28 protein-coding genes are annotated in these 23,408 nt (G+C 72.1%); 9 read left to right on the top strand and 19 right to left on the bottom strand.

Translation table 11 applies throughout. The features are described from left to right. Positions 1–3: 3 nt before the first annotated feature. From M8C11_RS27855 to mqnC, 5 genes are all read right to left on the bottom strand, one after another. Positions 4–369, bottom strand: coding sequence for an NADH-quinone oxidoreductase subunit A (locus M8C11_RS27855; protein WP_013283601.1), 366 nt, complete (start codon positions 367–369; stop codon positions 4–6). 133 nt (positions 370–502) lie between these two features. Beyond that, on the bottom strand, positions 503–1,777 hold the full coding sequence (locus tag M8C11_RS27850; protein ID WP_252454319.1) for a geranylgeranyl reductase family protein: 1,275 nt from the start codon (positions 1,775–1,777) through the stop codon (positions 503–505). 134 nt (positions 1,778–1,911) lie between these two features. Further along, positions 1,912–2,130 (bottom strand): hypothetical protein, encoded by a 219-nt coding sequence (locus M8C11_RS27845; RefSeq protein ID WP_018787811.1) that lies wholly within the window; start codon positions 2,128–2,130, stop codon positions 1,912–1,914. 74 nt (positions 2,131–2,204) lie between these two features. Next, positions 2,205–2,915, bottom strand: a complete 711-nt coding sequence (locus tag M8C11_RS27840) for a demethylmenaquinone methyltransferase (RefSeq protein WP_091414513.1) — start codon at positions 2,913–2,915, stop codon at positions 2,205–2,207. A 387-nt stretch (positions 2,916–3,302) separates the two neighbouring features. Beyond that, entirely contained in the window at positions 3,303–4,493 is a 1,191-nt protein-coding gene (gene mqnC, locus M8C11_RS27835; RefSeq protein WP_252454317.1) for a cyclic dehypoxanthinyl futalosine synthase, read from the bottom strand. Between the two features lie 179 nt (positions 4,494–4,672). Here mqnC and M8C11_RS27830 point away from each other — a divergent pair, with 179 nt between their 5' ends. The 3 genes from M8C11_RS27830 to M8C11_RS27820 all read left to right on the top strand — a co-directional run bounded on the left by M8C11_RS27830 (position 4,673) and on the right by M8C11_RS27820 (position 6,436). Beyond that, on the top strand, positions 4,673–5,068 hold the full coding sequence (locus M8C11_RS27830; RefSeq protein ID WP_120572083.1) for a hypothetical protein: 396 nt from the start codon (positions 4,673–4,675) through the stop codon (positions 5,066–5,068). A gap of 34 nt (positions 5,069–5,102) precedes the next feature. After that, positions 5,103–5,630, top strand: a complete 528-nt coding sequence (locus tag M8C11_RS27825; protein ID WP_120572084.1) for a hypothetical protein — start codon at positions 5,103–5,105, stop codon at positions 5,628–5,630. 155 nt (positions 5,631–5,785) lie between these two features. Further along, positions 5,786–6,436: a hypothetical protein gene (locus M8C11_RS27820; RefSeq protein WP_244933139.1), complete on the top strand. Its 651-nt coding sequence runs from the start codon at positions 5,786–5,788 to the stop codon at positions 6,434–6,436. A gap of 12 nt (positions 6,437–6,448) precedes the next feature. Here M8C11_RS27820 and paaE read toward each other — a convergent pair whose 3' ends face one another. The 5 genes from paaE to paaA are packed head-to-tail and all read right to left on the bottom strand — an operon-like array spanning position 6,449 to position 10,334. Continuing rightward, a complete protein-coding gene (gene paaE, locus M8C11_RS27815) occupies positions 6,449–7,561 on the bottom strand; it encodes a 1,2-phenylacetyl-CoA epoxidase subunit PaaE (protein WP_252454315.1) in 1,113 nt (370 codons plus the stop codon). Beyond that, complete coding sequence (paaD, locus tag M8C11_RS27810; RefSeq protein WP_013283590.1) at positions 7,558–8,034, bottom strand: 1,2-phenylacetyl-CoA epoxidase subunit PaaD; 477 nt, start codon at positions 8,032–8,034, stop codon at positions 7,558–7,560. The genes paaE and paaD overlap by 4 nt, the downstream gene beginning before the upstream one ends. A gap of 55 nt (positions 8,035–8,089) precedes the next feature. Further along, on the bottom strand, positions 8,090–8,872 hold the full coding sequence (gene paaC / locus M8C11_RS27805) for a 1,2-phenylacetyl-CoA epoxidase subunit PaaC (protein ID WP_252454313.1): 783 nt from the start codon (positions 8,870–8,872) through the stop codon (positions 8,090–8,092). Beyond that, the gene (gene paaB / locus M8C11_RS27800; RefSeq protein ID WP_047892131.1) at positions 8,869–9,213 is read right to left on the bottom strand and encodes a 1,2-phenylacetyl-CoA epoxidase subunit PaaB; all 345 of its coding nucleotides are present in this window, start codon (positions 9,211–9,213) and stop codon (positions 8,869–8,871) included. Before paaB ends, paaC begins: the two co-directional genes overlap by 4 nt. Before the next feature lie 53 nt (positions 9,214–9,266). After that, a complete protein-coding gene (gene paaA, locus M8C11_RS27795; protein ID WP_252454311.1) occupies positions 9,267–10,334 on the bottom strand; it encodes a 1,2-phenylacetyl-CoA epoxidase subunit PaaA in 1,068 nt (355 codons plus the stop codon). 358 nt (positions 10,335–10,692) lie between these two features. Between paaA and M8C11_RS27790 the strand changes: the two genes are divergently transcribed. Both M8C11_RS27790 and M8C11_RS27785 read left to right on the top strand, forming a co-directional pair. Beyond that, positions 10,693–11,673 carry a hypothetical protein gene (locus tag M8C11_RS27790; RefSeq protein WP_252454310.1) on the top strand — a complete coding sequence of 327 codons (981 nt, stop codon included), beginning with the start codon at positions 10,693–10,695 and terminating at the stop codon, positions 11,671–11,673. Beyond that, a complete protein-coding gene (locus M8C11_RS27785) occupies positions 11,673–12,611 on the top strand; it encodes a hypothetical protein (RefSeq protein ID WP_252454308.1) in 939 nt (312 codons plus the stop codon). The genes M8C11_RS27790 and M8C11_RS27785 overlap by 1 nt, the downstream gene beginning before the upstream one ends. 16 nt (positions 12,612–12,627) lie before the next feature. On the opposite strand, the gene M8C11_RS27780 is transcribed toward M8C11_RS27785, so the two are convergent. From M8C11_RS27780 to M8C11_RS27760, 5 genes are all read right to left on the bottom strand, one after another. Then, on the bottom strand, positions 12,628–13,479 hold the full coding sequence (locus M8C11_RS27780) for a menaquinone biosynthetic enzyme MqnA/MqnD family protein (protein ID WP_120572092.1): 852 nt from the start codon (positions 13,477–13,479) through the stop codon (positions 12,628–12,630). Positions 13,480–13,547: 68 nt separating this feature from the next. Further along, positions 13,548–14,801, bottom strand: a complete 1,254-nt coding sequence (locus M8C11_RS27775) for an MFS transporter (RefSeq protein WP_252454306.1) — start codon at positions 14,799–14,801, stop codon at positions 13,548–13,550. A 40-nt stretch (positions 14,802–14,841) separates the two neighbouring features. Continuing rightward, on the bottom strand, positions 14,842–15,423 hold the full coding sequence (locus M8C11_RS27770) for a helix-turn-helix transcriptional regulator (protein WP_252454304.1): 582 nt from the start codon (positions 15,421–15,423) through the stop codon (positions 14,842–14,844). A gap of 55 nt (positions 15,424–15,478) precedes the next feature. Further along, positions 15,479–15,799, bottom strand: coding sequence for a helix-turn-helix transcriptional regulator (locus tag M8C11_RS27765; protein ID WP_120572095.1), 321 nt, complete (start codon positions 15,797–15,799; stop codon positions 15,479–15,481). Then, a complete protein-coding gene (locus M8C11_RS27760) occupies positions 15,796–16,167 on the bottom strand; it encodes a type II toxin-antitoxin system RelE/ParE family toxin (RefSeq protein WP_252454302.1) in 372 nt (123 codons plus the stop codon). The genes M8C11_RS27765 and M8C11_RS27760 overlap by 4 nt, the downstream gene beginning before the upstream one ends. A 221-nt stretch (positions 16,168–16,388) precedes the next feature. Here M8C11_RS27760 and M8C11_RS27755 point away from each other — a divergent pair, with 221 nt between their 5' ends. Beyond that, the gene (locus M8C11_RS27755) at positions 16,389–18,434 is read left to right on the top strand and encodes an AAA family ATPase (RefSeq protein WP_252454300.1); all 2,046 of its coding nucleotides are present in this window, start codon (positions 16,389–16,391) and stop codon (positions 18,432–18,434) included. Positions 18,435–18,481: 47 nt separating this feature from the next. On the opposite strand, the gene M8C11_RS27750 is transcribed toward M8C11_RS27755, so the two are convergent. The 4 genes from M8C11_RS27750 to M8C11_RS27735 are packed head-to-tail and all read right to left on the bottom strand — an operon-like array spanning position 18,482 to position 20,708. Further along, positions 18,482–19,081: a hypothetical protein gene (locus tag M8C11_RS27750; RefSeq protein ID WP_252454299.1), complete on the bottom strand. Its 600-nt coding sequence runs from the start codon at positions 19,079–19,081 to the stop codon at positions 18,482–18,484. Between the two features lie 4 nt (positions 19,082–19,085). Next, positions 19,086–19,439: a YbaB/EbfC family nucleoid-associated protein gene (locus tag M8C11_RS27745; RefSeq protein ID WP_120572099.1), complete on the bottom strand. Its 354-nt coding sequence runs from the start codon at positions 19,437–19,439 to the stop codon at positions 19,086–19,088. Positions 19,440–19,448: 9 nt separating this feature from the next. Next, a complete protein-coding gene (locus M8C11_RS27740; protein WP_252454298.1) occupies positions 19,449–20,375 on the bottom strand; it encodes a WXG100 family type VII secretion target in 927 nt (308 codons plus the stop codon). Positions 20,376–20,387: 12 nt separating this feature from the next. Then, positions 20,388–20,708, bottom strand: a complete 321-nt coding sequence (locus tag M8C11_RS27735; RefSeq protein ID WP_252454297.1) for a type VII secretion target — start codon at positions 20,706–20,708, stop codon at positions 20,388–20,390. A 147-nt stretch (positions 20,709–20,855) separates the two neighbouring features. Here M8C11_RS27735 and M8C11_RS27730 point away from each other — a divergent pair, with 147 nt between their 5' ends. The 3 genes from M8C11_RS27730 to M8C11_RS27720 all read left to right on the top strand — a co-directional run bounded on the left by M8C11_RS27730 (position 20,856) and on the right by M8C11_RS27720 (position 23,343). After that, the gene (locus M8C11_RS27730; RefSeq protein WP_252454296.1) at positions 20,856–21,743 is read left to right on the top strand and encodes an ABC transporter ATP-binding protein; all 888 of its coding nucleotides are present in this window, start codon (positions 20,856–20,858) and stop codon (positions 21,741–21,743) included. 9 nt (positions 21,744–21,752) lie between these two features. Further along, positions 21,753–22,490 (top strand): ABC transporter permease, encoded by a 738-nt coding sequence (locus M8C11_RS27725; RefSeq protein ID WP_252454295.1) that lies wholly within the window; start codon positions 21,753–21,755, stop codon positions 22,488–22,490. Positions 22,491–22,584: 94 nt separating this feature from the next. Next, entirely contained in the window at positions 22,585–23,343 is a 759-nt protein-coding gene (locus M8C11_RS27720; protein WP_252454294.1) for a VOC family protein, read from the top strand. The last annotated feature ends 65 nt before the right edge of the window (positions 23,344–23,408 follow it).

Genomic DNA, 23,408 nt, shown 5'->3' with positions numbered 1-23,408 from the left:
TCCTCAGTCCCAGTCCAGGCCGCCGCGCCGCCAGACGTAGGCGTATGCGACGAAGACCGCGACGATGAACAGGACCATCTCCACGAAGCCGAAGATCGGCAGGGCGTCGAAGGAGACCGCCCAGGGGTAGAGGAAGATGATCTCGATGTCGAAGACGATGAAGAGCATCGCCGTCAGGTAGAACTTGATCGGGAACCGGCCGCCGCCGACGGGCTGCGGGCTCGGCTCGATGCCACACTCGTACGCCTCGAGCTTGGCCTTGTTGAGACGCCGCGGGCCGGCGAGTCGGGCAGCGGCCACGGAGAACAGCGCGAACGCCGCAGCGAGGGCGAACAGCCCGATGATGGGTGCGTAAGGAGAGAGCGTCATCGTTGTCCCCTGCTCGTCCTTCCCTGACCTCGGTGGTTGGCCAAAATCACACTATTCACGTCCCTCACGACCTCGGTCGGCGGGGTCGATCTATGTCCGGCTCGTGGGCGTCGGGCCCCGGGCCGGTCGTCTCCTACACGGCCGGGGCCACCTTCGTCATCGCGTTGATGACCCGGTCCATCGCGTCCCCGCCGCGCGGGTCGGTCAGGTTGGCCAGCAGCTTGAGCACGAAGCGCATGAGCATCGGGTGCGGCATGCCGTGCTTGGTCGCCATCCGCATGATCTCGGGCCGGCCGATGAGCTTCACGAAGACGCCGCCGAGCCGGTAGTAGCCGCCGAAGCGGGCCTTCAGCTCCTGCGGGTACGCCATCAGCGCCCGCTCCCGTTCCGCGCCGGCCGGGCGGGCGAGCGCCTGCACCACGACCTCCGCGGCCATCTCGCCGGACTCCATCGCGTACGCGATGCCCTCGCCGTTGAAGGGGTTGACCATGCCGCCGGAGTCGCCGACGAGCAGGGCGCCGCGGGTGTAGTGCGGTACCCGGTTGAAGCCCATCGGCAGCGCGGCGCCGAGGATCGGACCCTCCGCGTTGGACTCGTCGGTCATCCCCCAGTCCTCGGGGGTGTTCGCGAGCCAGTCGGTGAGCAGCTTGCGGTAGTTCGTCTTGCCGAACGCCGAGGAGGAGTTGAGCACGCCCAGGCCGACGTTCACCCGGCCGTCGCCGAGGCCGAAGATCCAGCCGTAGCCGGGCAGCAGCGCGTCGCTGCCCTTGGCCCGCAGCTCCAGCCAGGACTCCAGGTAGTCGTCGTCGTGCTTGGCGGCCGAACGGTAGTAGCGGCGGACGGCCACGCCGATCGGGCGGTCCTCCCGCTTGGCCAACCCGAGGGCGAGCGGGAAGCGGCCGGAGACACCGTCGGCGGCGACCACGAGCGGCGCGTGGAACGTGGCGGGTTCCTTGTCCGGGCCGACCTCGGCCTGCACGCCGATCACCCGGTCGTCGGCGCCGAGCACCGGCCCGAGGACGTTGACGCTGGTCTGGAGCTTCGCCCCGGCGGCGACCGCGCGCTGGGCGAGCAGGTCGTCGAAGTCGAGCCGGGTGCGCACCAGGCCGTAGTTGGGGAAGCTGGCCAGGTCGGGCCAGTCCAGCTCCAGGCGTACTCCGCCGCCGATCACCCGTAGGCCCTTGTTGTGCAGCCAGCCCGCCTCGGGCGAGGTGTCCACGCCCATCCGGATCAGCTGCCGCACGGCGCGGGGCGTGAGCCCGTCACCGCAGACCTTCTCCCGGGGAAATTCCGTCTTCTCCAGCAGCAGCACGCGTACGCCGTGCCGCGCCAGGTGGTACGCCGTGGCCGATCCTCCGGGACCGGCGCCCACGACGATGACGTCGGCGTCGTTCTCCACCGCGGTCATCCGCGCCTCCTCCCGCATGCTCGTGAAATGCTTCACAAGCCGATCCGGTTGGAGTCTATGACCGGCGTTACACCAGTACGCGCTGAGGGGGGCCTAACTTCGCGGAAACGCGCCGGTAAGAGCGTCGAGACCGGTCACGGGCGCGCCTGCGCGGCCGGTCCGAGCCCGGCGTCGAGCCGGATGGTCTCGGGCAGGTGGTCGCGCAACGCGCCGCCGGCGGCCCGGTCCAGCGCGGCGAGCACCTCGGCGACGACCTGCCGGACATCTGCGGGATCCGCGCCGGCCAGCTCGCGGAGCTGCGCGATCAGCTCGGCGGCGTCGTCGTCGGTGGCGGCCTGGTCTGGTCCCGTCATGGGGGCGAGCCTACGGGACAAAGTAGACCAGAACCGGATATTCACGAAATGACCAGCGTCTGCTGGCCGGACGGTCAGTTTCGGACGGCCCGGTGCAACGCCACGACGCCGCCGGTCAGGTTGCGCCACGCCACCCGTCCCCAGCCGGCCGCGCCGATCCGCGCGGCCAGCGCCGCCTGGTCCGGCCAGGCCCGGATCGACTCCGCCAGGTAGACGTAGGCGTCCGGGTTGCTGGACACCGCGCGGGCCACCGCCGGCAACGACCGCATCAGGTACGACAGGTAGACGGTGCGGAACGCCGGGTTCACCGGAGTGCTGAACTCGCACACCACCAGCCGCCCGCCCGGCCGGGTCACCCGGGCCAGCTCGGCCAGCGCCGCGTCGGTGTCGTTGACGTTGCGCAGCGCGAAGGAGATGGTCACCGCGTCGAAGCTGGCGTCGGCGAACGGCAGTCGCAGCGCGTCCCCGGCCAGCAGCGGCACCGACGGGCGGGTGCGCTTGCCGGCGTACAGCATGCCCAGCGACAGGTCCGCGCCGACCGCGTACGCCCCGGAGTGGGCCAGTTCCTCGGTCGACACACCGGTGCCGGCGCCCACGTCCAGCACCCGCTCGCCCGGGCGCAGCCCGAGCGCCGCCCGGGTGGCCCGCCGCCACGACCGGTCCTGCCCGAACGAGAGCACGGTGTTCGTCAGGTCGTAGCGGGCCGCGACACCGTCGAACATCGCGGCGACCTCGTGCGGCTGCTTGTCCAGGCTGGCGCGCTGGCCCTGCGGGGTACGGCTCACCCCTCCACTCTGCCAGCCGCGCCGCCCTCGCCTCCCCCCGGGTACGCGGCCGTTGTTCCCATCGATCCCGGCAGACGGCAGGGGCGGGATGGTCACCCATCCCGCCCCTGCCGCGGTGCGTTATGTGAACGGCCCTCATGGGCCGATGGAGGACGACGGTCCGACGGACGCCGCAAGCGTAATGGCGTCGTCGGCTCACCGGGCCGTGCTCGACCGGGTCGCCGCCGACCTGTTACCTGCCTGCTCGCGGCCCGGATCGGTGGTGTCGCGCGGGCAGGCTAGCCGCCGGTGATCACGCAGGTGAAGACCCCTGGCGCAAGCTTCACCGGAAACGGGCGGAGCTCCGGCCGCACGACGAACGCCGACCGGCCGAACGGCGGAACCGGGTCAGTTGACCTCGACCAGCGGCAGCGACTTCCCGGCGCCGCCGCCGGGCAGCGCGATCGACGAGAAGTGCGAGACCACCCGGTCGTCGCTCGGGTCGTCGGCGGGCGTGTGGTGCACCGCGAGCCGGTTGTAGAGCGTGTCCCGCTGGGCCGGGATCCGGTCGGCCGACCGGATCATGCCGATCAGCTCGTGCAGGTTGGACCGGTGCCGGGCGCCGGCCGAGGAGATGACGTTCTCCTCCAGCATGATCGAGCCGAGGTCGTCCACGCCCATGTGCAACGCGAGCTGCCCGACGTCCTTGCCGGTGGTCAGCCAGGACGCCTGCAGGTGCGGCACCGTCTCGAAGAACAGCCGGGCCACCGCGACCAGGCGCAGGTACTCCAGCGTGGTCGCCTGGGTGCGGCCCTTGAGGTGGTTGTTCTCCGGCTGGTACGTCCACGGGATGAAGGCCCGGAAACCGCCGGTGCGGTCCTGCACGTCGCGGATCATCCGCAGGTGCTCGATGCGCTCGGCGTTGGTCTCGCCGGTGCCCATCATCATGGTGGCGGTCGACTCCAGGCCCTGCCGGTGCGCCAGCTCCATGACCTCCAGCCAGCGGGCGCCGGACTCCTTCAGCGGCGCGATCGCCTTGCGCGGCCGGTCCGGCAGCATCTCGGCGCCGGCACCGGCGATCGAGTCCAGGCCGGCGGTCTTGATCCGGGCGATGGCCTCGTCCAGGCTCACGCCGGAGACCTTGGCCATGTGCAGGATCTCGCTCGGGCCGATCGAGTGGATGGCGAGCTGCGGGTACGCCTTCTTGACCGAGGAGAACAACTCCTCGTAGTACTCGACGCCGTAGTCCGGGTGGTGCCCGCCCTGGAGCATGACCTGGGTGGCGCCCAGCTCGACCGCCTCGCCGCAGCGGCGCAGGATCTCCTCGGTCGGGTGGGTCCAGCCCTCCTTGTGCTTGGGGGCCCGGTAGAACGCGCAGAACTTGCACGCCGTCACGCAGACGTTCGTGTAGTTGATGTTGCGGTCGATCAGGTACGTGACGATGTTGTCCGGGTAGCGGCGCCGCCGTACCGTGTCGGCCGCCTCGCCCAGCGCGTGGAAGGGCGCGTCGGTGTAGAGCAGCAGCGCCTCCTCGGGCGTGATCCGCCCGCCGTCCGCGCCGCGTTGCAGGATGTCGTCGATCTCCCGGTTCGCCGTCACATCCCCGAGCGTACGTCGCGACCGGTGGATGCCGCCGTACCGGGCCCTCCGGTGTGAGCCGAACCCACTTCCCCGAAAATATCCTCAAGATCGAAATAAAACATCGGTGATTGGTTGACAAGATGTTGAGCATCTCGCATCATCTTGTTCGACATCCATCGACGCCATTGGGGTGGGACGTGAGCGAGACGGACACCGCTCCAGGCATCGCGGCCCGTTGCCGAGCGGACGGAGGACTAACGGAAGCGACCCTCGGCGAGTTGCGGGACGAGTTGGGCTACCGCAAGCTCGGCCGCTGGGTCCTGGCCGAGATCGCCGACACGCTCAGGGCGACCGGCCTCGGTTTCTTCCCTCCCCACCGGCTCGACGCGGCGCTCAACACCGAGCCACGGCAGTCGCAGACGGTCTGGATCTACGTCCGGGACGGCGGCCCCCGAGCACGTGTGATCGATGCGATCCTTCAGCCGGACGACTGTGACGTCCGAGCGGAGCTGGACGTCATCGGCACCAAGAACCCCGCCGGCCTGACCGCCCGGCAGAAGCTCGACCGCATCAGGGAAATCGTCAACGCCTGACCGGGTCCGAGCAGCGACAGGAGAGCCTCGTCCCATGACCGCGCACGTCTTCGTCGACGAGACCAAGGAGCGAGGGCTACTCGTCGCCGCCGTGGTCATGCACCCGGCCGACCTGAACGCTGCACGGCGGTCGATTCGTGATCTCATCCTGCCCGGCCAACGCCGCATCCACTTCCACAAGGAGAGAGACGACCGGCGCCGTCAGATCATCGACGGGTTTCTCGCGCTCTCCGCGCACGCCGTCATCTTCGACGCGAAGGACCATCGCAACGCCCGGGTCGCTCGCGAAGCCTGCCTCGTCTCTCTGGTGGAGCACACGGCGAAGATCGGGGCTGCCCGCCTCGTCCTGGAACGCGACGACTCGACCTTCCAGGCCGATCAGCGCCTGCTCTTCGAGCAGGTCAGGAAGTGCGGGGTGGACGGGCGGCTGCGGTACGACCAGCTACGCGCCCACGAGGAGTGTCTGCTGGCCGTTCCCGACGCGTTGGCCTGGTGCTGGGCCAAAGGCGGGCGCTGGAAGGACTCCATCCGCCGCATGATCAGTGAGTCGCGGCAGGTCTGACGAGGCGCAGACAGCGCGAGACCCGGCTCACCCACCGTCCGGAAGGCTGCCGGGTCCACTTCCACGGGGCTAGTGCCCCTGGCAGTTGAAGGTTACCGCTGTCCGAACCGTTCGGACAAGAAATGGACGTGGCAGGCCGCGTCTACGCTCTCGGCGTGTCAGTCGTATCGCCCCCGCCCACCCCCGTACGCGTGGCCGGCGCCCGCTCCGCCCTCTGGTCCCTCACCATGACCGCCGTGCTCGTCGGCTTCGGCCTCGCCGTGATCGCCGTGACCACGGTGGTCGGCCACCTCACCGTGGGACTGCCGATCGCGGTGCCGATCTGCGTCGGCCTGGTCGGCTGTCTCGCCTTCGCGGTCGGCCTGCGCCTGCTGCACCGGGGCTGGTGGCTGACTCTCCTGTCGGTGGTGCCGGCCCTGTTCGTGCTGGTGGGCGCCGTGCAGCTCGCCCCGGAGTCGGTGCTCCGGGAGCGCGGTGTCGCCCAGCCGGTGACGATCGTCGACGTGCAGACGGTCGGCAAGCGGCACGAGTTCGCCCTCCAGGGCGACGCCGGCCGGCTCGACGAGCCGCTGGTCTACCGGGGCAGCTCCCCCGGCTACCGGGTCGGCCAGCGCCTGACGGTACTCGTCGACCCGCGGGGCGAGGTGGAACTGACCGACGCGCAGGACGTGGACCCGGACGGGAAGCGGGGCATGCTCGTGCTCGGCGCGGCGGGATGGACGCTGTTCGCGCTCGTCGGCGGGTGGCGCGGCCACGTCAGCCGAGCCCGTGGCCGCGCCGCCACGGCACCGCCGGTGGTGATCTGAGCGGCGGCGCCGCTACGCGTCGTAGTCGACTGTCAGCTCGTCGGTGACCGGGCTGGACTGGCAGGTCAGCACGTAACCGGCGGCCACCTCGTCGGGCTCCAGCGCGTAGTTGCGCGCCATCGTCACCTCACCTGAGGTCACCTTGGCCCGGCAGGTCGAACACACGCCGCCCTTGCAGGCGTACGGCAACTCGCCGCGCACCCGCAGAGCCGCGTCGAGCACCCGCTCGTCCCGGCCCATCGTGAAACTGGACGAGCGCCCGTCCAGCAGGATCGTCACCTCGGTGCCGGCCCCGGGCCGGTCGGTCTCACGCCGGACCGGCTCCGGCGGGGCGTCGACGTGGAACAGCTCGGTGTGCACCGCCGCGTCCGGCACGCCGCGACCCGCGAGCACCGCCTTGGCGTCCACCACCATGCCGTACGGGCCGCAGAGGAACCACTCCTCGATCTCGTCACCGGGCACGAGTGTGTCGAGCAGCCGGGTCAGCCGATCGGCGTCGATCCGCCCGGACAGCAGCGCCGACTCGCCCATCTCCCGGGACAGCACGTGCACCAGGTGCAGCCGGGTCGGGTAGCGGTCCTTCAGGTCGGCCAGCTCCTCGGCGAACATCACCGAGTTCGCCGTGCGGTTGCCGTACACGAGCGTGAACGTGCTGCGCGGCTCGGTCGCCAGCGCGGTCGCGGCCAGCCCGAGGACCGGGGTGATGCCGGAACCGGCGACCACCGCGCCGTACCGGCGGGCCCGGTCCGGCGTGAACGCGGAGGTGAAGTGGCCCAGCGGCGGCAGCACCTCGACGGTGTCGCCGCCGCGCAGCGCGCCGCAGGCGTACGCGGAGAACGCCCCACCCGGCACCTCACGCACCCCGACCCGCAACCGGCCGTGCCGGGCCAGCTCGTCGGGGGTGGAGCAGATCGAGTACGACCGCCGCACCTCCTCGCCGTCGCCGTCGGCCGGACGGCGGACGGTGAGGTGCTGCCCGGCGGAGAACGCGAACGTCTCGCGCAGCTCCTCCGGTACCGCGAACGTGATCGACACCGAGTCGTCGGTGAGCCGGTCCACGGCGGCGACGGGCAGCGGGTGGAAGACCGGCCGGCGGCGCACCGGCCGGGTGATGGTGACAGTCACAGCGCCTTCAGGTGGTCGAAGGGTTCGGAACAGGAGCGGCAGCGCCACAGCGCCTTGCACGCGGTGGAGCCGAAGCGGCTGATCTGTGTGGTCTCCGGCGACCCGCAGCGCGGACAGCGTACGGCCAGGGTCAACGGCACCACTGTGTCGTCGCCGCGCGGCGCGGGCGGGGCGATGCCGGCGGCGGCGAGCTTGGCCCGGCCGGCCTCGGAGATCCAGTCGGTGCTCCACGCCGGGTGGTACACGGTGCGGACCTCGGCGTCCGGATGCCCGGCGGCGGCCAGCGCCCGCCGGATGTCCTCCCGGATCACGTCCATCGCCGGGCAGCCGGTGTAGGTGGGGGTGATGGTGACGACGACCCGGCCGGTGTCCGGTTCCTCGTCGACCGCGCGCAGGATGCCCAGCTCGTCGATGGTGATGACCCGGATCTCCGGGTCCACCACCGCCGCCGCGGCCGCCCTGGCGTCGGTCACCAGCGCCACCCTCCGTTCGCGACTGCGGGGCTCCGCTCCGCTGCACTCCTCGCGCTCACCAGCTCGCTCCGGGGTGGGCGCGGTGCAGCACCTGCATCTCGGCGAGAAGGTACGAGAGGTGCTCGGTGTGCAGGCCGTCCCGGCCGCCGCCGGGTGCCCAGCCGGCCTCCGGCCGGGTCAGCGTGGCCTCGTCCAGCACGGCGGACACGGTGGCGTCGAAGTCGGCCCGAAGGGTGGACGGGTCGACCGGCGCCGCCGGGTCCGGGGCGAACAGCTCGTGGACGTACGGCCACACCTGGTCGACCGCGTCCTGCATGCGCCGGTGCGACTCCTCGGTGCCGTCGCCGAGCCGTTTCACCCACAGCGCGGCGTGGTCCAGGTGGTACGCCGACTCCTTGCGCGCCTTCGCGCCGACCGCCGCCAGCCGTTCGTCGGCGCAGCCGGCCAGCGCCGTGTAGAGCCGCAACTGGTACGCGGCCAGGAAGAACAGCTTCGCCATGGTCACGCCGAAGTCGCCGTTGGGCAGCTCGACCAGCAGGCAGTTACGGAACTCGCGATCGTCGCGCAGATAGGCCAGGTCGTCCTCGTCGCGGCCCGCGCCCTCCAGCTCGCCCGCGTACGTGAGCAGCAGCCGGGCCGCGCCGAGCTGGTCGAGGGCGATGTTGGCGAGCGCGATGTCCTCCTCCATCTCCGGCGCGCGGGAGGTCCACTCACCGAGGCGCTGCGCCGCGACGAGCGCGTCGTCGCCGATGGCGAGCGTGAAGTCGAACAACGGCACAGAGCCGCCTTCCGTTCGCGACTGCGGGGCTCGCAAAACCGGCTCACTCCTCGCGCTCATAGGTGCGCAGCCCCTTCGGGGACCTCGTAGAACGTCGGGTGGCGGTAGACCTTGTCGGCGGCCGGGTCGAAGAACGCGTCCTTCTCGTCCGGGCTGGACGCGGTGATCGCGCTCGCCGGCACCACCCAGATGGAGACGCCCTCCTGGCGGCGGGTGTAGAGGTCGCGGGCGTTGCGCAGGGCCAGCTCGGCGTCGGGGGCGTGCAGGCTGCCGACGTGGGTGTGCGACAGGCCACGGCGGGCGCGCACGAAGACCTCCCACAGGGGAGAGGACGCGCTGTTCATGCCGTGCTGGCTGGGCATGCCCTCACGGCCCTCGCTTCGCTCGGTGCGTTCGCTCATGCCGTGCCGACCTCGCATGTCCTCACGGCCCTCGCTTCGCTCGGTGCGTTCGCTCATGCCGCCACCGGCTCCTTTCTTTCCGCCCGCTTCGCGGCGTACGCCGCGGCGGCCTCCCGTACCCACGCGCCGTCGGCGTGCGCCTTGCGCCGGTGCGCCATGCGCTCCCTGTTGCACGGCCCGTCGCCCTTGATCACGCGCATCAGCTCGGCGTAGTCGGGCTGGGTGTAGTCGTACGCCTGCCGCTCGTCGTTCCAGCGCAGGTCCGGGTCGGGGAGCGTGAGGCCGAGCACCTCCGCCTGGCCGACGCACATGTCCACGAAGCGCTGGCGCAGCTCGTCGTTGGAGAAGCGCTTGATCTTCCAGGCCATGGACTGGGCGCTGTGCGTCGAGTCGCCGTCCGGCGGGCCGAACATGGCCAGTGACGGGTACCACCAGCGGTCCACCGCGTCCTGCGCCATCGCCTTCTGCGCCGGGGTGCCGTGCGCCAGCGTGTGCAGGATCTCGTAGCCCTGCCGCTGGTGGAACGACTCCTCCTTGCAGACCCGGATCATCGCCCGCGCGTACGGACCGTACGAGCAGCGGCACAGCGGCACCTGGTTGACGATCGCCGCGCCGTCCACGAGCCAGCCGATCGCGCCCACGTCGGCCCAGGTCAGGGTCGGGTAGTTGAAGATCGAGCTGTACTTCTGCCGCCCGTCGAGCAGCAGGTCCACCAGCTCGTCGCGGCTGATCCCGAGCGTCTCGGCGGCCGCGTAGAGGTAGAGGCCGTGACCGGCCTCGTCCTGCACCTTGGCGAGCAGGATCGCCTTGCGCTTGAGCGAGGGCGCCCGGCTGATCCAGTTGCCCTCCGGCTGCATGCCGATGATCTCGGAGTGGGCGTGCTGGGCGATCTGCCGGATCAGCGTCCGGCGGTACGCCTCGGGCATCCAGTCGCGGGGCTCGATCTTCTGGTCCGCGTTGATGACGTCGGCGAAGTACGCCTCGACGTCCTCGTCCGGGGCCGCGCCGCCACGCCGGGCCCGCGCCGCCGCCTCGCGCAGCGCGGCCTCCGCCGCCTCCACCTCGCCGAGCAGGCCGCCGCCCGGAGCGTCCTCCGGCGGGGCGAAGTCGTTGCCATACATGCAGCCAGTGTTACAGCTCGCCACGAATGACACCAGAGGGTGTAACAGGTTTCGGGTACCACCTCGCGTCACCGGCCATGCACGCGCCGCCATCGGCCCTGGTAGCTGTGATGTCGATCACTTCGAATAGAAGAAATCCCCCAATGATGGCAAAGCGCCTCAATATCCCGCCCACCCGGCAAAGTCACGGGTGTCGAGACCTGGCATCAGAGCTGTCCGGAAGTAGACTTCCGACCGGCAAACCGTTCGGCTTCATGATCGTCACCGTTCAGGCCACCTCCCCCGGCCTAGTGGCGACCGGGCCGAACCCATGCGGAAGCGCCGGTCCCCCCGGCCAGACATCTGGAGCTCACCACTCATGCGACCTCGCGTGACCTTGGTGCTCGCCATCGTGGCGGTCCTCATCGGCGGCGTCATGCTGGTGCCGGCCGCGTACGCGAAGTTCTCCGACGGAGACGGCGTGGGCGGCCTCGGCGGCGGCGAGCAGGTCCCGGCGCCGGCACCGACCGCGCCGGCGGCCCCGACGCTCGCCGACGCCCCGGTGTCGGTGAACTTCAAGGGTGAGTTCTTCTCCTGGGCCCTGATGGACCGCGAGACCGGCACGGTCACCGGCGCCGAGAACATGAACCAGACCAGCTCCACCGAGTCGATGCTCAAGGCCTGGATCGTCGCGGACTACCTTCGCCAGCTCGGCGACAAGCAGCCGAGTGCCGGGCTCAAGAAGGCGGCGATCCTCGCGATCCGGGACAGCGACGACGACGGCGCGAACGCGGTCTACCGGGCGGCGGGCGGCTCCTACCGGCCCCAGCCCGGCGGCAAGCCGGACCCGGTCATCGCGCGCGCGATCCAGATCTGCGGTCTGACCGACACCAAGCCCGGCGACGTGCCCGACTACAAGGGCTGGTGGAGCTTCACCGAGATGTCCCCGCGGGACGCGGCCCGCCTCGGCGACTGCATCGCCGACGGCCGCGCCGCCGGGCCCAAGTGGACCAAGTGGCTGCTCAGCGAGATGACCAAGGTGGCCGGCAGCGTCAACAAGCAGGGCGCGCGGTCCGGCGGCGGCCGGTGGGGCATCATCGACGGCCTGCCGGCGACGATCAAGTCGCAGGGTCCGGTGCACATGAAGAACGGCTGGACCCAGCTCGCCTACGACGGCAACTGGCACGTCAGCTGCCTGGCGTTCACCGACAAGTGGAGTCTCGCCGTGATGATGCGGTACCCGGGCCGCTCCGGTCTGCCGTACGGTGCGAAGATGTGCGCCGCCGTCGCCACCCAGCTCGTGACGCCGCTGCCCGGCGCCGCGCTCAAGGTGCCGCAACAGCCGGTCGGGAAGCTCTGATGGCCGGTGCCCGGCGTCGGCCCGGCAGCTATCGGCGCCCGCTCGCGTTCAGCGCCCTCGCTGCGGTCCTCGTCGGCCTGCTCGGCCTCTCCCTGCGCGTGATCCCCGGCTCGCCGCTGGAGGCCACCGCGAACTCGCATCCCGAGCCGACGAGCGAGCGGTCGGCGCAGCAGACTGTCGACCGCAACGCGAAACCGCGGGTCGCCCCCTCACGGTCCCTCGAACCTCTGCCGTTTGAGGCGAAGAACCTGGACAGCCTCAAGATCAAGGGCTGGTACGGCTGGTCCGTGCTGGACAAGCGCACCGGGAAGATCATCGGCTCGTCGAACATGGGCGAGACGAGCACCACCGCGTCCCTGATCAAGTCCTGGGTGGTGGCCGACTACCTGCGCCTGAGCGCCGAGGACGGCAAGACGCCGAGCGACGCGAAGCTGGCCGACGCCACGAAGATCATCCGGGACAGCGACAACACCCGGGCGCAGGAGTTCTACGAGAACGTCGGCGGCTCGGACTCGATCGAGCGGCTGATCTCGATCTGCAAGCTGACCGACAGCGAGGTCGCCTCCGACGGCGGCTGGAGCCGTACCGAGCTGTCCCCCCGGGACACCGCCCGCCTCGGTCTGTGCATCGACGACGGCCGCGCGGCCGGGCCGAAGTGGACCAAGTGGCTGCTCAACGAGATGCGTCTGGTACGCGCTCCCGGCGACTTCGGCATCCGCAAGGCGTTCCCGGCGGCCCAGCAGAAGAAGATCGCCATCAAGAACGGGTGGATCGACCGGGACAAGGAAGATGAGTACCACGTCAACTGCCTGGCCATCGGTGACACCTGGACGATGGGCGTGATGCTGCGCACCCCGTTCGGCGTCGAGGGCGGCTGGGAGTACGGCATGGACGCCTGCGAACGGATCACCAAGGCGCTGCTGCGCGCGGCACCCTGAGCCGCGCGGCGCGCGGTCAGCCCTGGAAGAACTCCGGGCCGTCGGCCGGCAGCGCCGGCACCTCCCCGTACGCGGCCGCCCGGCGGGCGAACTCGCGCAGCCCGGCCACCTGCCGCTCGCCCAGCGAGAAGTCGAGCGCCCGGAAGTACGTGGCGAGCGTGGCCGCGTCGAACGTCTCCCAGCGGGCCGCCGCCTCCGCCACCTGGTCCAGCTCGGCCAGGCACAGGTCGCGCGAGCGCAGGAACGCCTCGTGCACCTCCTTGACCAGGCCGGGGTGGGCGGCGGCGAACTCGCGGCGTACCGCCCAGACGGCGAACACCATCGGCAGCCCGGTCCAGTCGTGCCACGCCTGCCCCAGGTCGGTCACTTCGAGGCCCTTGGCCGGCGCCTCGTAGAGCGCGCGCAGCGCCACGTCACCGATGAGCACCCCGGCGTCGGCCTCCAGCAGCATCTGGGTCAGGTCCGGCGGGCAGCGGAAGTACTCCGGCCGCACCCCGTGCCGCTCGGCGAGCAGCAGCTGGGCCAGCAGCACCCCGGTACGCGAGGTGGAGCCGAGCGCCACCCGGGCGCCGTCCAGCTCGCCCAGCGGGCGGGTGGACACCACGTTCACCGAGAGCACCGGCCCGTCGCTGCCCACCGCCAGGTCGGGCAGGAGCAGCAGTTCGTCGGCGTGCTTGAGGAACTCCACCAGCGTGATCGGCCCGATGTCCAGGTCACCGGCGACCAGGTCGGCGCTCAGCCGGTCCGGCGAGTCCTTGTGCAGGTCGACGTCGATGAGCGCGCCGGACCGCATCAGCCCCCAGTAGATGGGCAGGCAGTTGAGGAACTGGATGTGCCCCACGCGGGGGCGGGCGATGCGGTCGGCCATGACCCGACCGTATCGCCGTGGCTCCGGCCTCGCCGCCGGGGGATCCGATCGAGTGGTGAAGTCCGCACCTAACCGCCTGGCACGGCGACGGCGGCGGGCGTGGCCGCGCGGGCGACGGCGGCCCGCTCGGCGCGTACCGCCCGGCGCACCGGCCAGGCCAGCGCCACGACCACGAGCAGGCCGGCCACGCCGCAGCCGGCGACGAGCCCGCGCGGGCCGGCCACCTCCAGCAGCAGGCCGCCCACCAGGTAGCCACCCATCGCGGCGCCCTGAGCGGCCGCCCCGAAGACCGCGAACGCCCGGCCCCGGGCGGCCTCCGGCACCCGTCGTGCCAGCAGCAACTGGTCGAAGACGTTGTTGCCTCCGTTGGCCACGCCGCCCAGCAGCCAGATCGGCACGAGCAGCCAGGCCGACGGCACCGCCGCCGAGACCAGCACCGCCAGGCAGCAGCCACCGAGCAGCACCAGTCCGGCGCCGAGCAGCGCGCCGTCGTCGGCGAGCCGGCGGGCGACCCGGGCGAACAGCCACGCGCCGAGCATGATGCCGAGCGTCCAGGAGCCGGTGACCAGGCCGTACACGGTGGTGCTGCTGCCGAGCGTCTCCCGGATGAAGAAGACCTCGATCACGTTCACCGCGCCGACCGCGCCGACCACCGCCGCCACGCTGGCGACCATCACCGTCAGCAGCGGGTCGCGGCGCAGCCGCCACGGTGGCGCGACCGCCGCCGCGACGCCGGCTGGCGTCCGGCGCCCTCCCCTGCGGGTACGGATGAGCAGCCCGGCCGCCACCAGCGCGAGGTAACTGAACGCGTCGACGAGCAGCGGCACCCGGGTGCCGAACTGCCCGACCAGCAGCCCGGCCAGCGCCGGGCCGGCGAGCGCGCCGAGCGTCCCAGCGGTCTGGTTGAGCGCGCCCGCCCGGGGCAGGTCCTCGGGCCGGACCATCACCGGCACCAGCGCGGCGATGGCCGGCTGGGTGACCGCGAGCCCGGCCGCGAGCAGCGCCACGAGCGCGATCACCAGGACCGGGTCCCGGGCGTACGCGAGCGCCAGGCAGACCGCGGCCTGGACGAGACCGGCGGCGACGAGCAGCACCCGGCTGTCCACCCGGTCGGCGAGCCGGCCGGTCAGCGGCGCGAGCACCACGAGCGGGAGCGTCGCGGCGAGCAGCAGTCCGGAGACGGCGAGTCCGCCGGCGCCGGCGGACTGGAGCGCGAGCGTGAGCGTGGCGGCGGCGAGGAAGTCTCCGCAGCTGGAGATGCCGCGCGCGGTGGCCGCGAGCCAGACGTCCGGCCAGCGCGACTCACCAGTTGTGAAAGACATACTTCGAAAGTAATCCTTCACAACTGGTGTGCGCAACCCGTCAGTCGAGAGGCATCGCCCGGTACTGCGTCGCCACCGGCCGGGCCCCGGCGGGCGGATCGGTCCGGGTCCGCCGCCGGTACGGCTCCATCAGCGCCTGGATCGCCTGGTTCAGCTCGGTCAGCTCCTCGGCGGTCATGAGCAGCACGCTGTCGCTGAACCAGGTCGCCGCGTACCACTCCGGCGACTCGTCCGGCGCGCGGCGCAACCACTCCCGGACCCGCTGGGCGTCACGGACCATGTGCGCCTCGACCAGGGCCGCCTCGGCGGCACGCGCCTCCGGGTCGGCGTCCGGCCCCACCTCGACGTGATACGACGGGTTCACCGCCTGCCACACCCGCTCCCGGGCGTCACCCCGGCCCGGCGCCTGCCGGACCAGCCCGAACTTCGCCAGCTCGCGCAGGTGATAGCTGGTAGCGCTCGGCGACAGCCCGGCGATCTCGGCGCACTCGGTGGCCGTCGCACCGCCCTCCAGCGTGCCGAGATGTTCCATGATCGCCATGCGGGCCGGGTGAGCGAGCGCCCGCATCACCTGCGGATCACTGATCGTCACCCGGCTCCTGCCGGGAAGCGCCTCGGTCATACCTCAATGATCCCGCGTCCGCGGACGCCGGGATCCAGCGGTGGAACCCATCGGATCAGGCGACCTTGAGCTGCTCGTCACCGAAGTCGGCGATCAGTTTGAGGGTGCCACCGAGCGCGCCGATGTAGCGCGCGAGCACCTCCTGGGTCGCGACGTTGCCCGCCTCGATCTGTGAGACCCGAGCGACCGAGACACCCATCCTCGACGCCACCTGCTCCTGGGTCATCTCCCGCCGCTTGCGCAGCTCGGCGAGCCGCCACCCGCGAGCATGATCGAGCATCTCCCCGACCTCGGCCTCGAACGCGCGCGGTCCGCCGGCCGTGTCGATCGCGCGGTCCAGGTGCGTGGTGTCCCGCCAGCGCTTGACGCCGCTCATCGGCTCTCCTCCTGCCGTTCCTTCAGGTACGTGTCGTACAGCTGCTCCGCCTCCGGCATGGCCTCCCGGTACCAGCGTGCCCACTGCCCCGACTTGTCACCGGCGACCAGCAGCACCGCCGAACGCCAAGGATCGAAGACGAACAGAATCCTGATCTCGGTGCGCCCCGCTGACGGGGGCCGCAGCTCCTTGAGATTGCTGAGACGCGAGGCGGTGATGCTGTCGACGAGGGGCCGCCCCTCGGCGGGCCCGTTGCGTTCCAGCACCAGGATGGCCTGGTTGACGAGGCGATGGGAGTCGCGGTCGAGGACGTAGAGCTGGTCGAGGAACTCCTCCACCTGCCCGGTCATCAGGATCTCCCACTCCATCCCCCACCTCCGGACTTAATAATATTCTTAAGGCGGAGGTGGGTCGAGCGAATCGCCTGCCACCACGAAATTCGTTGGCGCGACCTGCCGGTGCTCCCGTAGCGTGGAGGACCGCCCGACGGCCGCGGTGAGCATGCACCGCAGCGGACGTCCCCGCGCCGGGAGCAGGCCAACCGCCCCGGACACGCGAGCGAGCCTCAGTTGAGCCATCGGAGTTCACAGTGCCCGCAACCGATCTTGACGCCACACCCGGCCTCGACGCCGAACTGGCCGCCGAGCGCGCCCACCTCGACGCCTCCCGCGCCGCGCTGACCCGGATGCGGGAACGCGCCCAGGCGCTCTTCGCCACCGGCGACAAGGTGGCCGGTGACTCGTACACCGCCGAGCAGCTCGGCCGGCACATGGCCCGACGGGTCAAGGAGCTGGCCGACGACCCGACCACCCCGCTGTTCTTCGGCCGCCTCGACTTCGGGGAGGTGGACCCGGACCACGCCGGGCGGGAGTACCACGTCGGGCGGCGGCACGTCACCGACGAGCTGGGCGAACCGCTGGTGCTGGACTGGCGCGCCCCGGTCTCGCGGTCGTTCTACCGGGCCAGCGCGCGCGACCCGCAGGGTGTCGCCGTACGCCGCCGGTTCGGGTTCAGCGCCGGGACGCTGACCAGCTTCGAGGACGAGCACCTCGACCGGGGCGAGGAACTCGGCACCGCGAGCCGCATCCTCACCGCCGAGATCGAGCGCCCCCGCGTCGGCCCGATGCGCGACATCGTCGCCACCATCCAGCCGGAGCAGGACGAGCTGGTCCGGGCCGACCTGGCCGATTCGATCTGCGTGCAGGGCGCGCCGGGCACCGGAAAGACGGCGGTCGGGCTGCACCGCGCCGCGTACCTGCTCTATCTGCACCGGGAACGGCTGCGCCGCTCGGGCGTGCTGATCGTCGGGCCGAACCGGGCGTTCCTGTCGTACATCGCGGCGGTGCTGCCCGCGCTCGGCGAGGTCGAGGTCGAGCAGGCCACTGTGGAGGACCTGGTCGCGCGCGTGCCGGTCCGCGCGGTCGACGACCCGGCCGCCGCCGCGCTCAAGCACGACGTCCGGATGGCCGAGGTGCTGCGCCGGGCCGTCGACGCCCACATCGGTACGCCGACCGAGCCGATCATGGTGTCGGACGGCTCGTACCGGTGGCGGATCGGGCTCGACCCGCTGCACCGGCTGGTCACCGAGACCCGCCAAGAGGGGCTGCCCTACGCGACCGGCCGGGAGCGGGTCCGGGCACGGGTGGTGGGACTGCTGCAACGCCAGGCCGAGGCCCGCCGGGCGGAGTCACCGAGCGACGCCTGGCTGCGCCGGATGAGCCGGATCAAGCCGGTCACCGACCTGCTCGACGCGGTCTGGCCGGCGCTCACCCCCGACGGGCTGCTGCACCGGCTGCGTACCGACGCGGACGCGCTGGCCGCCGCCGCGGACGGCCTGCTCACGCCCGAGGAACAGGAGTTGTTCCGGTCCGGCAAAGTCGCCCGCACCGCGAAGGCGACCCGGTGGACCGCCGCCGACGCGGTGCTCATCGACGAGGTGGCCGGGCTGCTGGAACGGCCCGCCGGCTTCGGGCACGTGGTGGTCGACGAGGCGCAGGACCTCTCCCCGATGCAGTGCCGCGCCATCGCCCGGCGCAGCGAGCACGGCTCGATCACGCTGCTCGGCGACCTGGCCCAGGGCACCGCGCCCTGGGCGGCGACCGACTGGCGGGAGTCCCTGGCCCACCTGGGCAAGCCGGACGCCGCTGTGGTGCCGCTGAGCGTGGGCTTCCGGGTGCCCGCCGCGGTGGTGGCGTTCGCGAACCGGCTGCTGCCGGCGCTCGCCGTCGACGTACCCCCGGCCCGGTCGCTGCGCAACGACGGTGCGCTGGACGTGCGTACCGCCGAGGACCTGACGGCCGCGACGGTGGCCGAGGTGCGGGCGGCGCTCGCGCACGACGGCTCGGTCGGTGTGATCGCCGCCGACGACGCGGTCGACCGGCTCCGCGCGGCGCTCGCCGACGCGGGCGTCGAGACCGCGACCGCCGACGACGTCGAGGCCGCGGCGCGCGTCACAGTGGTCCCGGCGACGCTGGTCAAGGGCCTGGAGTACGACCACGTGGTGGTCATCGAGCCGGCCGCGATCGTGGCCGCCGAGCCGCGCGGGCTGCACCGCCTCTACGTGGTGCTGACCCGGGCGGTCTCCCGCCTGGCCGTGCTGCACCGCGAGCCGCTGCCCGCGCCACTGACGGCCTGACGCGGGCGGGCGGCTGCCGCCCGGCTGCGGCCCGGCGGGCGGATCCGTCAGGCGGACAACGCGGCGGCGACCTCGCGCAGCGGTCGGCCGGACTCGGCGATCGGCACGGTGAACGACAGCCAGGAACCGTCGGTGAAGTCGATCCGCAGCCGCTTCGGGTTGAGCCGGTGCCAGCCCACCCGCGCGGAGGCGATCTCCGCCCGGGTGGCCGACCACGCCACCGAGGTCTCGGCCAGCGCGCGTTCCTCGGCCTCGCGCCCGGCCAGCAGCTTGACCCCGCCGGTACGGCAGACCAGCAACCGCCGGTCGGTGACCGCGAGCAGCGTCTCCCGGACCTGGAGGTCGGGCCGGGGCGGGCGGAGCGCGCGGTGCAGGCGCGAGGCGGCCGAGCCGGGGGCGCCGCGCCCGGCGATCCCCCAGCCGATCGCGTCGACCAGGCGATCGCCACGGTCCCAGGTGGCCAGCGGCAGCAGCACGTTGAGCAGCACCGAGCCGACCGTCCGCCGGCTCGGCTCGGCAGTGGGCTCCGGCTCGGGCGGTGGCGCCGGAGCGAGCCCCTGGCCGACGTCGGCCTTGGCGTGGGCCAGCACGCGCTCGCCCGGCTCGACGAGCCGGTCGATCGGGTCGCGGTATCTGGTCTCGTCCATCGGCTCAGTATCGGTCGTGGCCGTAGCCGTCGTCGGCGCGGCGCTCCGCGGCCGGGGCGTCGCCCATCACCTCGCCGACGATCTCGCGTACGCGGGCGGCGGCGGCCTCCTGCGCCCGGTTCGCCGCCGAGGTGATCTCCTCGGCGAGCGTGTACGAGTCGAAGCGCATGGCCCGCGCGTTGATGTCGGTGGAGAGGATCTTGCCGTCGGCGGCGGCCACGACGGTGACCAGGCCGGAGTCGCTCACCCCCTGGGCGCTGCTCTGCTCCAGCTCGGCCATCCGCGCGCCGAGTTCGCGCTGCCACCCGTCCAGGTTGCGGGCCAGCGCCTCGATCCGGTCCAGGGCCGGGAACGTCATTGCTGCCTCTCAGTTCACGATCGAGTCGAACACGTTCTGCACGCCCTTGGTGTACGGGCCGAGATCCTCGCGGTACGTGCCGTCCACCAGGTAGTTGCGGTCCTTGCGCCCGTCGGAGATGTCATGCAGGCCCATCCCGGTGTCGAGCAGGGCGCCGCCGATGCCGGGGATGTTCACCGGGGACGCCTGGTTGATGGCGAACTTGCCCGGGAAGAGGACGGCGGCGCGTTCGACCTTGAAGGCGAGCGCCGCCTTCGTGTAACCGGACTTGTTGAACGCGCTGTACGCCTTCTTGGCCCGGCGCAGCTCCATCACCACCTTGGCGTAGTGGTCGAGCAGGTTGGCGACCTTCTGGAGCTTGGTGGCGAGCTTCGTGAGGATCTCCGCGAACCGGGCCACGATCTTGACCATGCGGCCGACAGTGGTGGCCAGCCGGGCCAGCACCCGCACCACGGTGGCGGCCAGGCTCACCCCGGCACTCAGCGCCGCCGCCACCGCGGCGATGATGATCTCGGTCAGGAACCAGAGCAGGAACTCCAGGATCAGCTCGACCAGCAGGTTGAACGCGTCCACCGCCGCGTTCGCGGAGTCGACCAGCACCTCCTTGGTGCCGTCCAGCCCTTTTGCCAGATCCTCCATCGCGTCCTCGATGGACTGCATCGAGGCGTGGAACTTGTCCGCCGCGTCGCCGTCCCAGGCGCCGCGCAGCCGGGCCCGGTCGGCGATCTGGTCACCGGCGATCTGCCGGACCGCCTCCCCGGTGGTCATCGCGAGCTGGGCCGCCCGCATCAGGTCGTCCGGCTCACCGGCGACCAGCTCCAGGAGCTGCTCGAACGGCCACAGCACCGCGTTCGACAGCGGCTTGAACGGGTCGGGCGTGCCCGACACGATCTGCTCGAAGTAGGTCTTGTTGCGCTGGAGCGCCTCGGTGCTCATCCCCGCTCCCCCTCAGCCGCCGGCGGTGAACATGGTGTCGTTCGCCACGTCCGTGTCGTCGTACGCGGCGGCGGTCTCGGCGAGCCCCGTGGCGACTGTCAGCATGGTCTCGGCACCGTCCGCCAGCCCTTGCAGGCACGCCTCGAACTGCTCCGCGTACGCCGCGGCGAGGCTGAACGACGCGGGCATCACGCCGAAGGAGTGCCGGGCCACGTGGCCGTCGCGGAACACCCGCTCCAGCTCGCGGAACCGGCCGGCCCGGTCCCGGGAGGCGGCGGCGAACGCCCTCAGCGCCTCCGGCTGGACGTCGAGATTCCTGCTCGGACTGGTCACGGACCCTCCCCAGTGTCCGGTTGGAACTTCCACCGTCGTCGACGGCGCCACCAGACTAGGGGATACGAGCACCCGGTCAGGGGACACCGCGGCCGGCGCACGCACGGTAGACAGGGGATGCACCGCCCCCGCCCGAGGAGATCGCCGATGATCCTGGCCCGCGCCGAACAGGTCAGCCGCCGCTACGGCGAGGTGCTGGCACTGGACCGGGTCGACCTGATCGTCCGGTCCGGGGAGCTGGTCGGCCTGCTCGGCCCGAACGGCGCCGGCAAGAGCACGCTGATCAACCTGCTGGTCGGGCTGCGCCGACCCACCGCCGGCCGGGTCGAGCTGTGCGGCGGCGACCCGCGCGACCCGGCGAGCAGGCGGCAGCTCGGCGTCACCCCGCAGGAGACCGGCCTGCCCGGCACGCTGCGGGTCGGCGAGGTGGTCGACTTCGTCTCCGCGCACTTCCCCGACCCGGTGCCGCGCGGCGAGCTGCTCGACCGGTTCGGCCTCGCCGACCAGGTACGCCGGCAGACCGGTGGTCTCTCCGGCGGGCAGCGTCGCCGGCTCGCCGTGGCGCTGGCGTTCGTCGGCCGTCCCCGGCTGGTGGTGCTCGACGAGCCGACCACCGGCCTCGACGTGGAGGCGCGACACGCGCTCTGGGACGCGATCCGCGGCTTCCACGCCGACGGCGGCACCGTGCTGCTGAGCAGCCACTACCTGGAGGAGGTGGAGGCGCTCGCGCAGCGGGTGGTGGTGATCGGCCACGGGCGGGTGCTCGCCGACGACTCGGTGGCGGCGATCCGCGGGATCGTCGGCGTACGCCGGGTCAGCCTGGTCGCCGACGACCTGCCGGCGCTGCCGGGCGTGGTCGCCACCGAACGCGCCGACGGGCGGGTGCACCTGCTCACCACCGACGCCGACCAGCTCGTCCGCGACCTGGTCACCGCCGGGGTGGCGTTCCGCGACCTGGAGGTCCGGCCCACCTCGCTGGAGGAGGCGTTCCTCGCCATCACGGCCGACGACCGGCCCGCGCCCACCCCCGTCTAGGAGACCGCCGTGCCGCTCGCCCTCGTCCACGCCCGCTACCAGCTCCTGGAGATCATCCGGATCCCGGTGGCTGTGGTCGGCAGCGCGTTCTTCCCCGCCGCCGCCATGCTGTTCTTCGTGGTGCCGTTCGCCGGCGACGACCCGGCCGGCGCCACCTACGCCACCGCCGCCATGGTGACCTTCGCGGTGATGAGCGCCAACATCTTCCAGTACGGCGTGGGGGTCGCCGAGGACCGCGACCAGCCCTGGAACCCGTACACCCGGACCCTGCCGGCCGGACCGGCGCCACGGCTGGCCGGGCGGATCCTGGCCGGGCTGGTGCTCACCTACGTGTCGATGATCCCGGTGGTGGTGATCGCGGCGGTCGCCACCGAGGCGCGGGTCGGTGCGCTCCAGTTCCTGCTCGGGCTCGGCGCGGTCGCCGTGATCTCGGTGCCGTTCACGCTGCTCGGCCTGACGATCGGCTACTCGCTGCCGAGCAAGGCCGCGATCGTGGTGGCGCAGGTGATCTTCTTCCCGCTCGCGTTCGGCGGCGGCCTGCTCTCCGGGCCGGACGACGCGCCCGGCTTCATCAAGGCGATCGCCCCCTACCTGCCGACCCGGGGCGCCGTGGAACTGCTCTGGGCGGCGGTCACCGACTTCCGGCCCGACAACCGGGCGCTGGTGATGCTCGCGGTCTGGGTGCTCGTGCTCGCCGCGCTCGCCGGCTGGGCGTACCGGCGAGACGAGGGCCGCCGCTTCAGCTGACCTTTTGTCCGGTTCCGGCCCGGCGGCCGACCCGGCGGTGCCACGATGCCGACAGGGCGGGCGAGCGGAGCCGCCCCCGGCGAGAGGGGTCACCGTGAACGGCGTCGAGCCCGGCACGCCCTGCTGGACCGACCTGGCCACGCCCGGTCTGGACGACGCACGACGGTTCTACCCCGAGCTGTTCGGCTGGACCGGGCAGATCTCCCCCGAGCCGGACGCCGGCGGCTACACCGTCTTCCGCAAGGACGGCAAGGCGGTCGCCGGGGCCGGCCCACCCGGTACGCCGGACCAGGTGCCGGTCTGGTCCACGTACGTGGCGACCGACGACGCCGACCTGGTCGCGACCCGGGTGGAGGCGGCCGGCGGGCAGGTGGTCGTCTCCCCGTTCGACGTCGCCCAACAGGGCCGGATGGCGGTGCTCGCCGACCCGGCCGGCGCGGTGTTCAGCGTGTGGCAGCCGATGGCGATGCGCGGGGCCGAGCTGTACAACGCACCGGGCGCGATGTGCTGGAACGAGCTGGTCACCCCCGACCCCGACAGTGCGAAGGAGTTCTACGCGCTGGTCTTCGGCTGGCATCCGGAGGAGCGTCCGGCCGGACCGGTCGCGTACACCGGGTGGCGCTGCGGGGCCCGCATCGTCGCCGGGATGCTGCCCCGGGCCGAGCCGATGCCGGCGGACCTGCCCGCGTACTGGGCGGTCTACTTCGCGGTGGAGGACGCCGACGCCACCGCCGCCCGGGCCGCCGAGCTGGGCGGCACCATCCTCGTCCCGCCGCGCGACAACCCGGCCGGCCGCAGCGCCGCCCTGCGCGACCCGTCCGGCGCCCTCTTCTCCATCTCCACCCTCCGCTGACCCGTCCCGCCCTCCCCCCGCCCCCTCCTCCCCGTCGATCTTGGACTTTCGGCCCGGGTAAAAGG

The organism is Micromonospora sp. CPM1 (assembly GCF_023896895.1).
Lineage (GTDB): Bacteria > Actinomycetota > Actinomycetes > Mycobacteriales > Micromonosporaceae > Micromonospora > Micromonospora tulbaghiae.
Note: the sequence above shows the minus strand (reverse complement) of the source record. Positions and strands in the feature narration are given on the sequence as shown.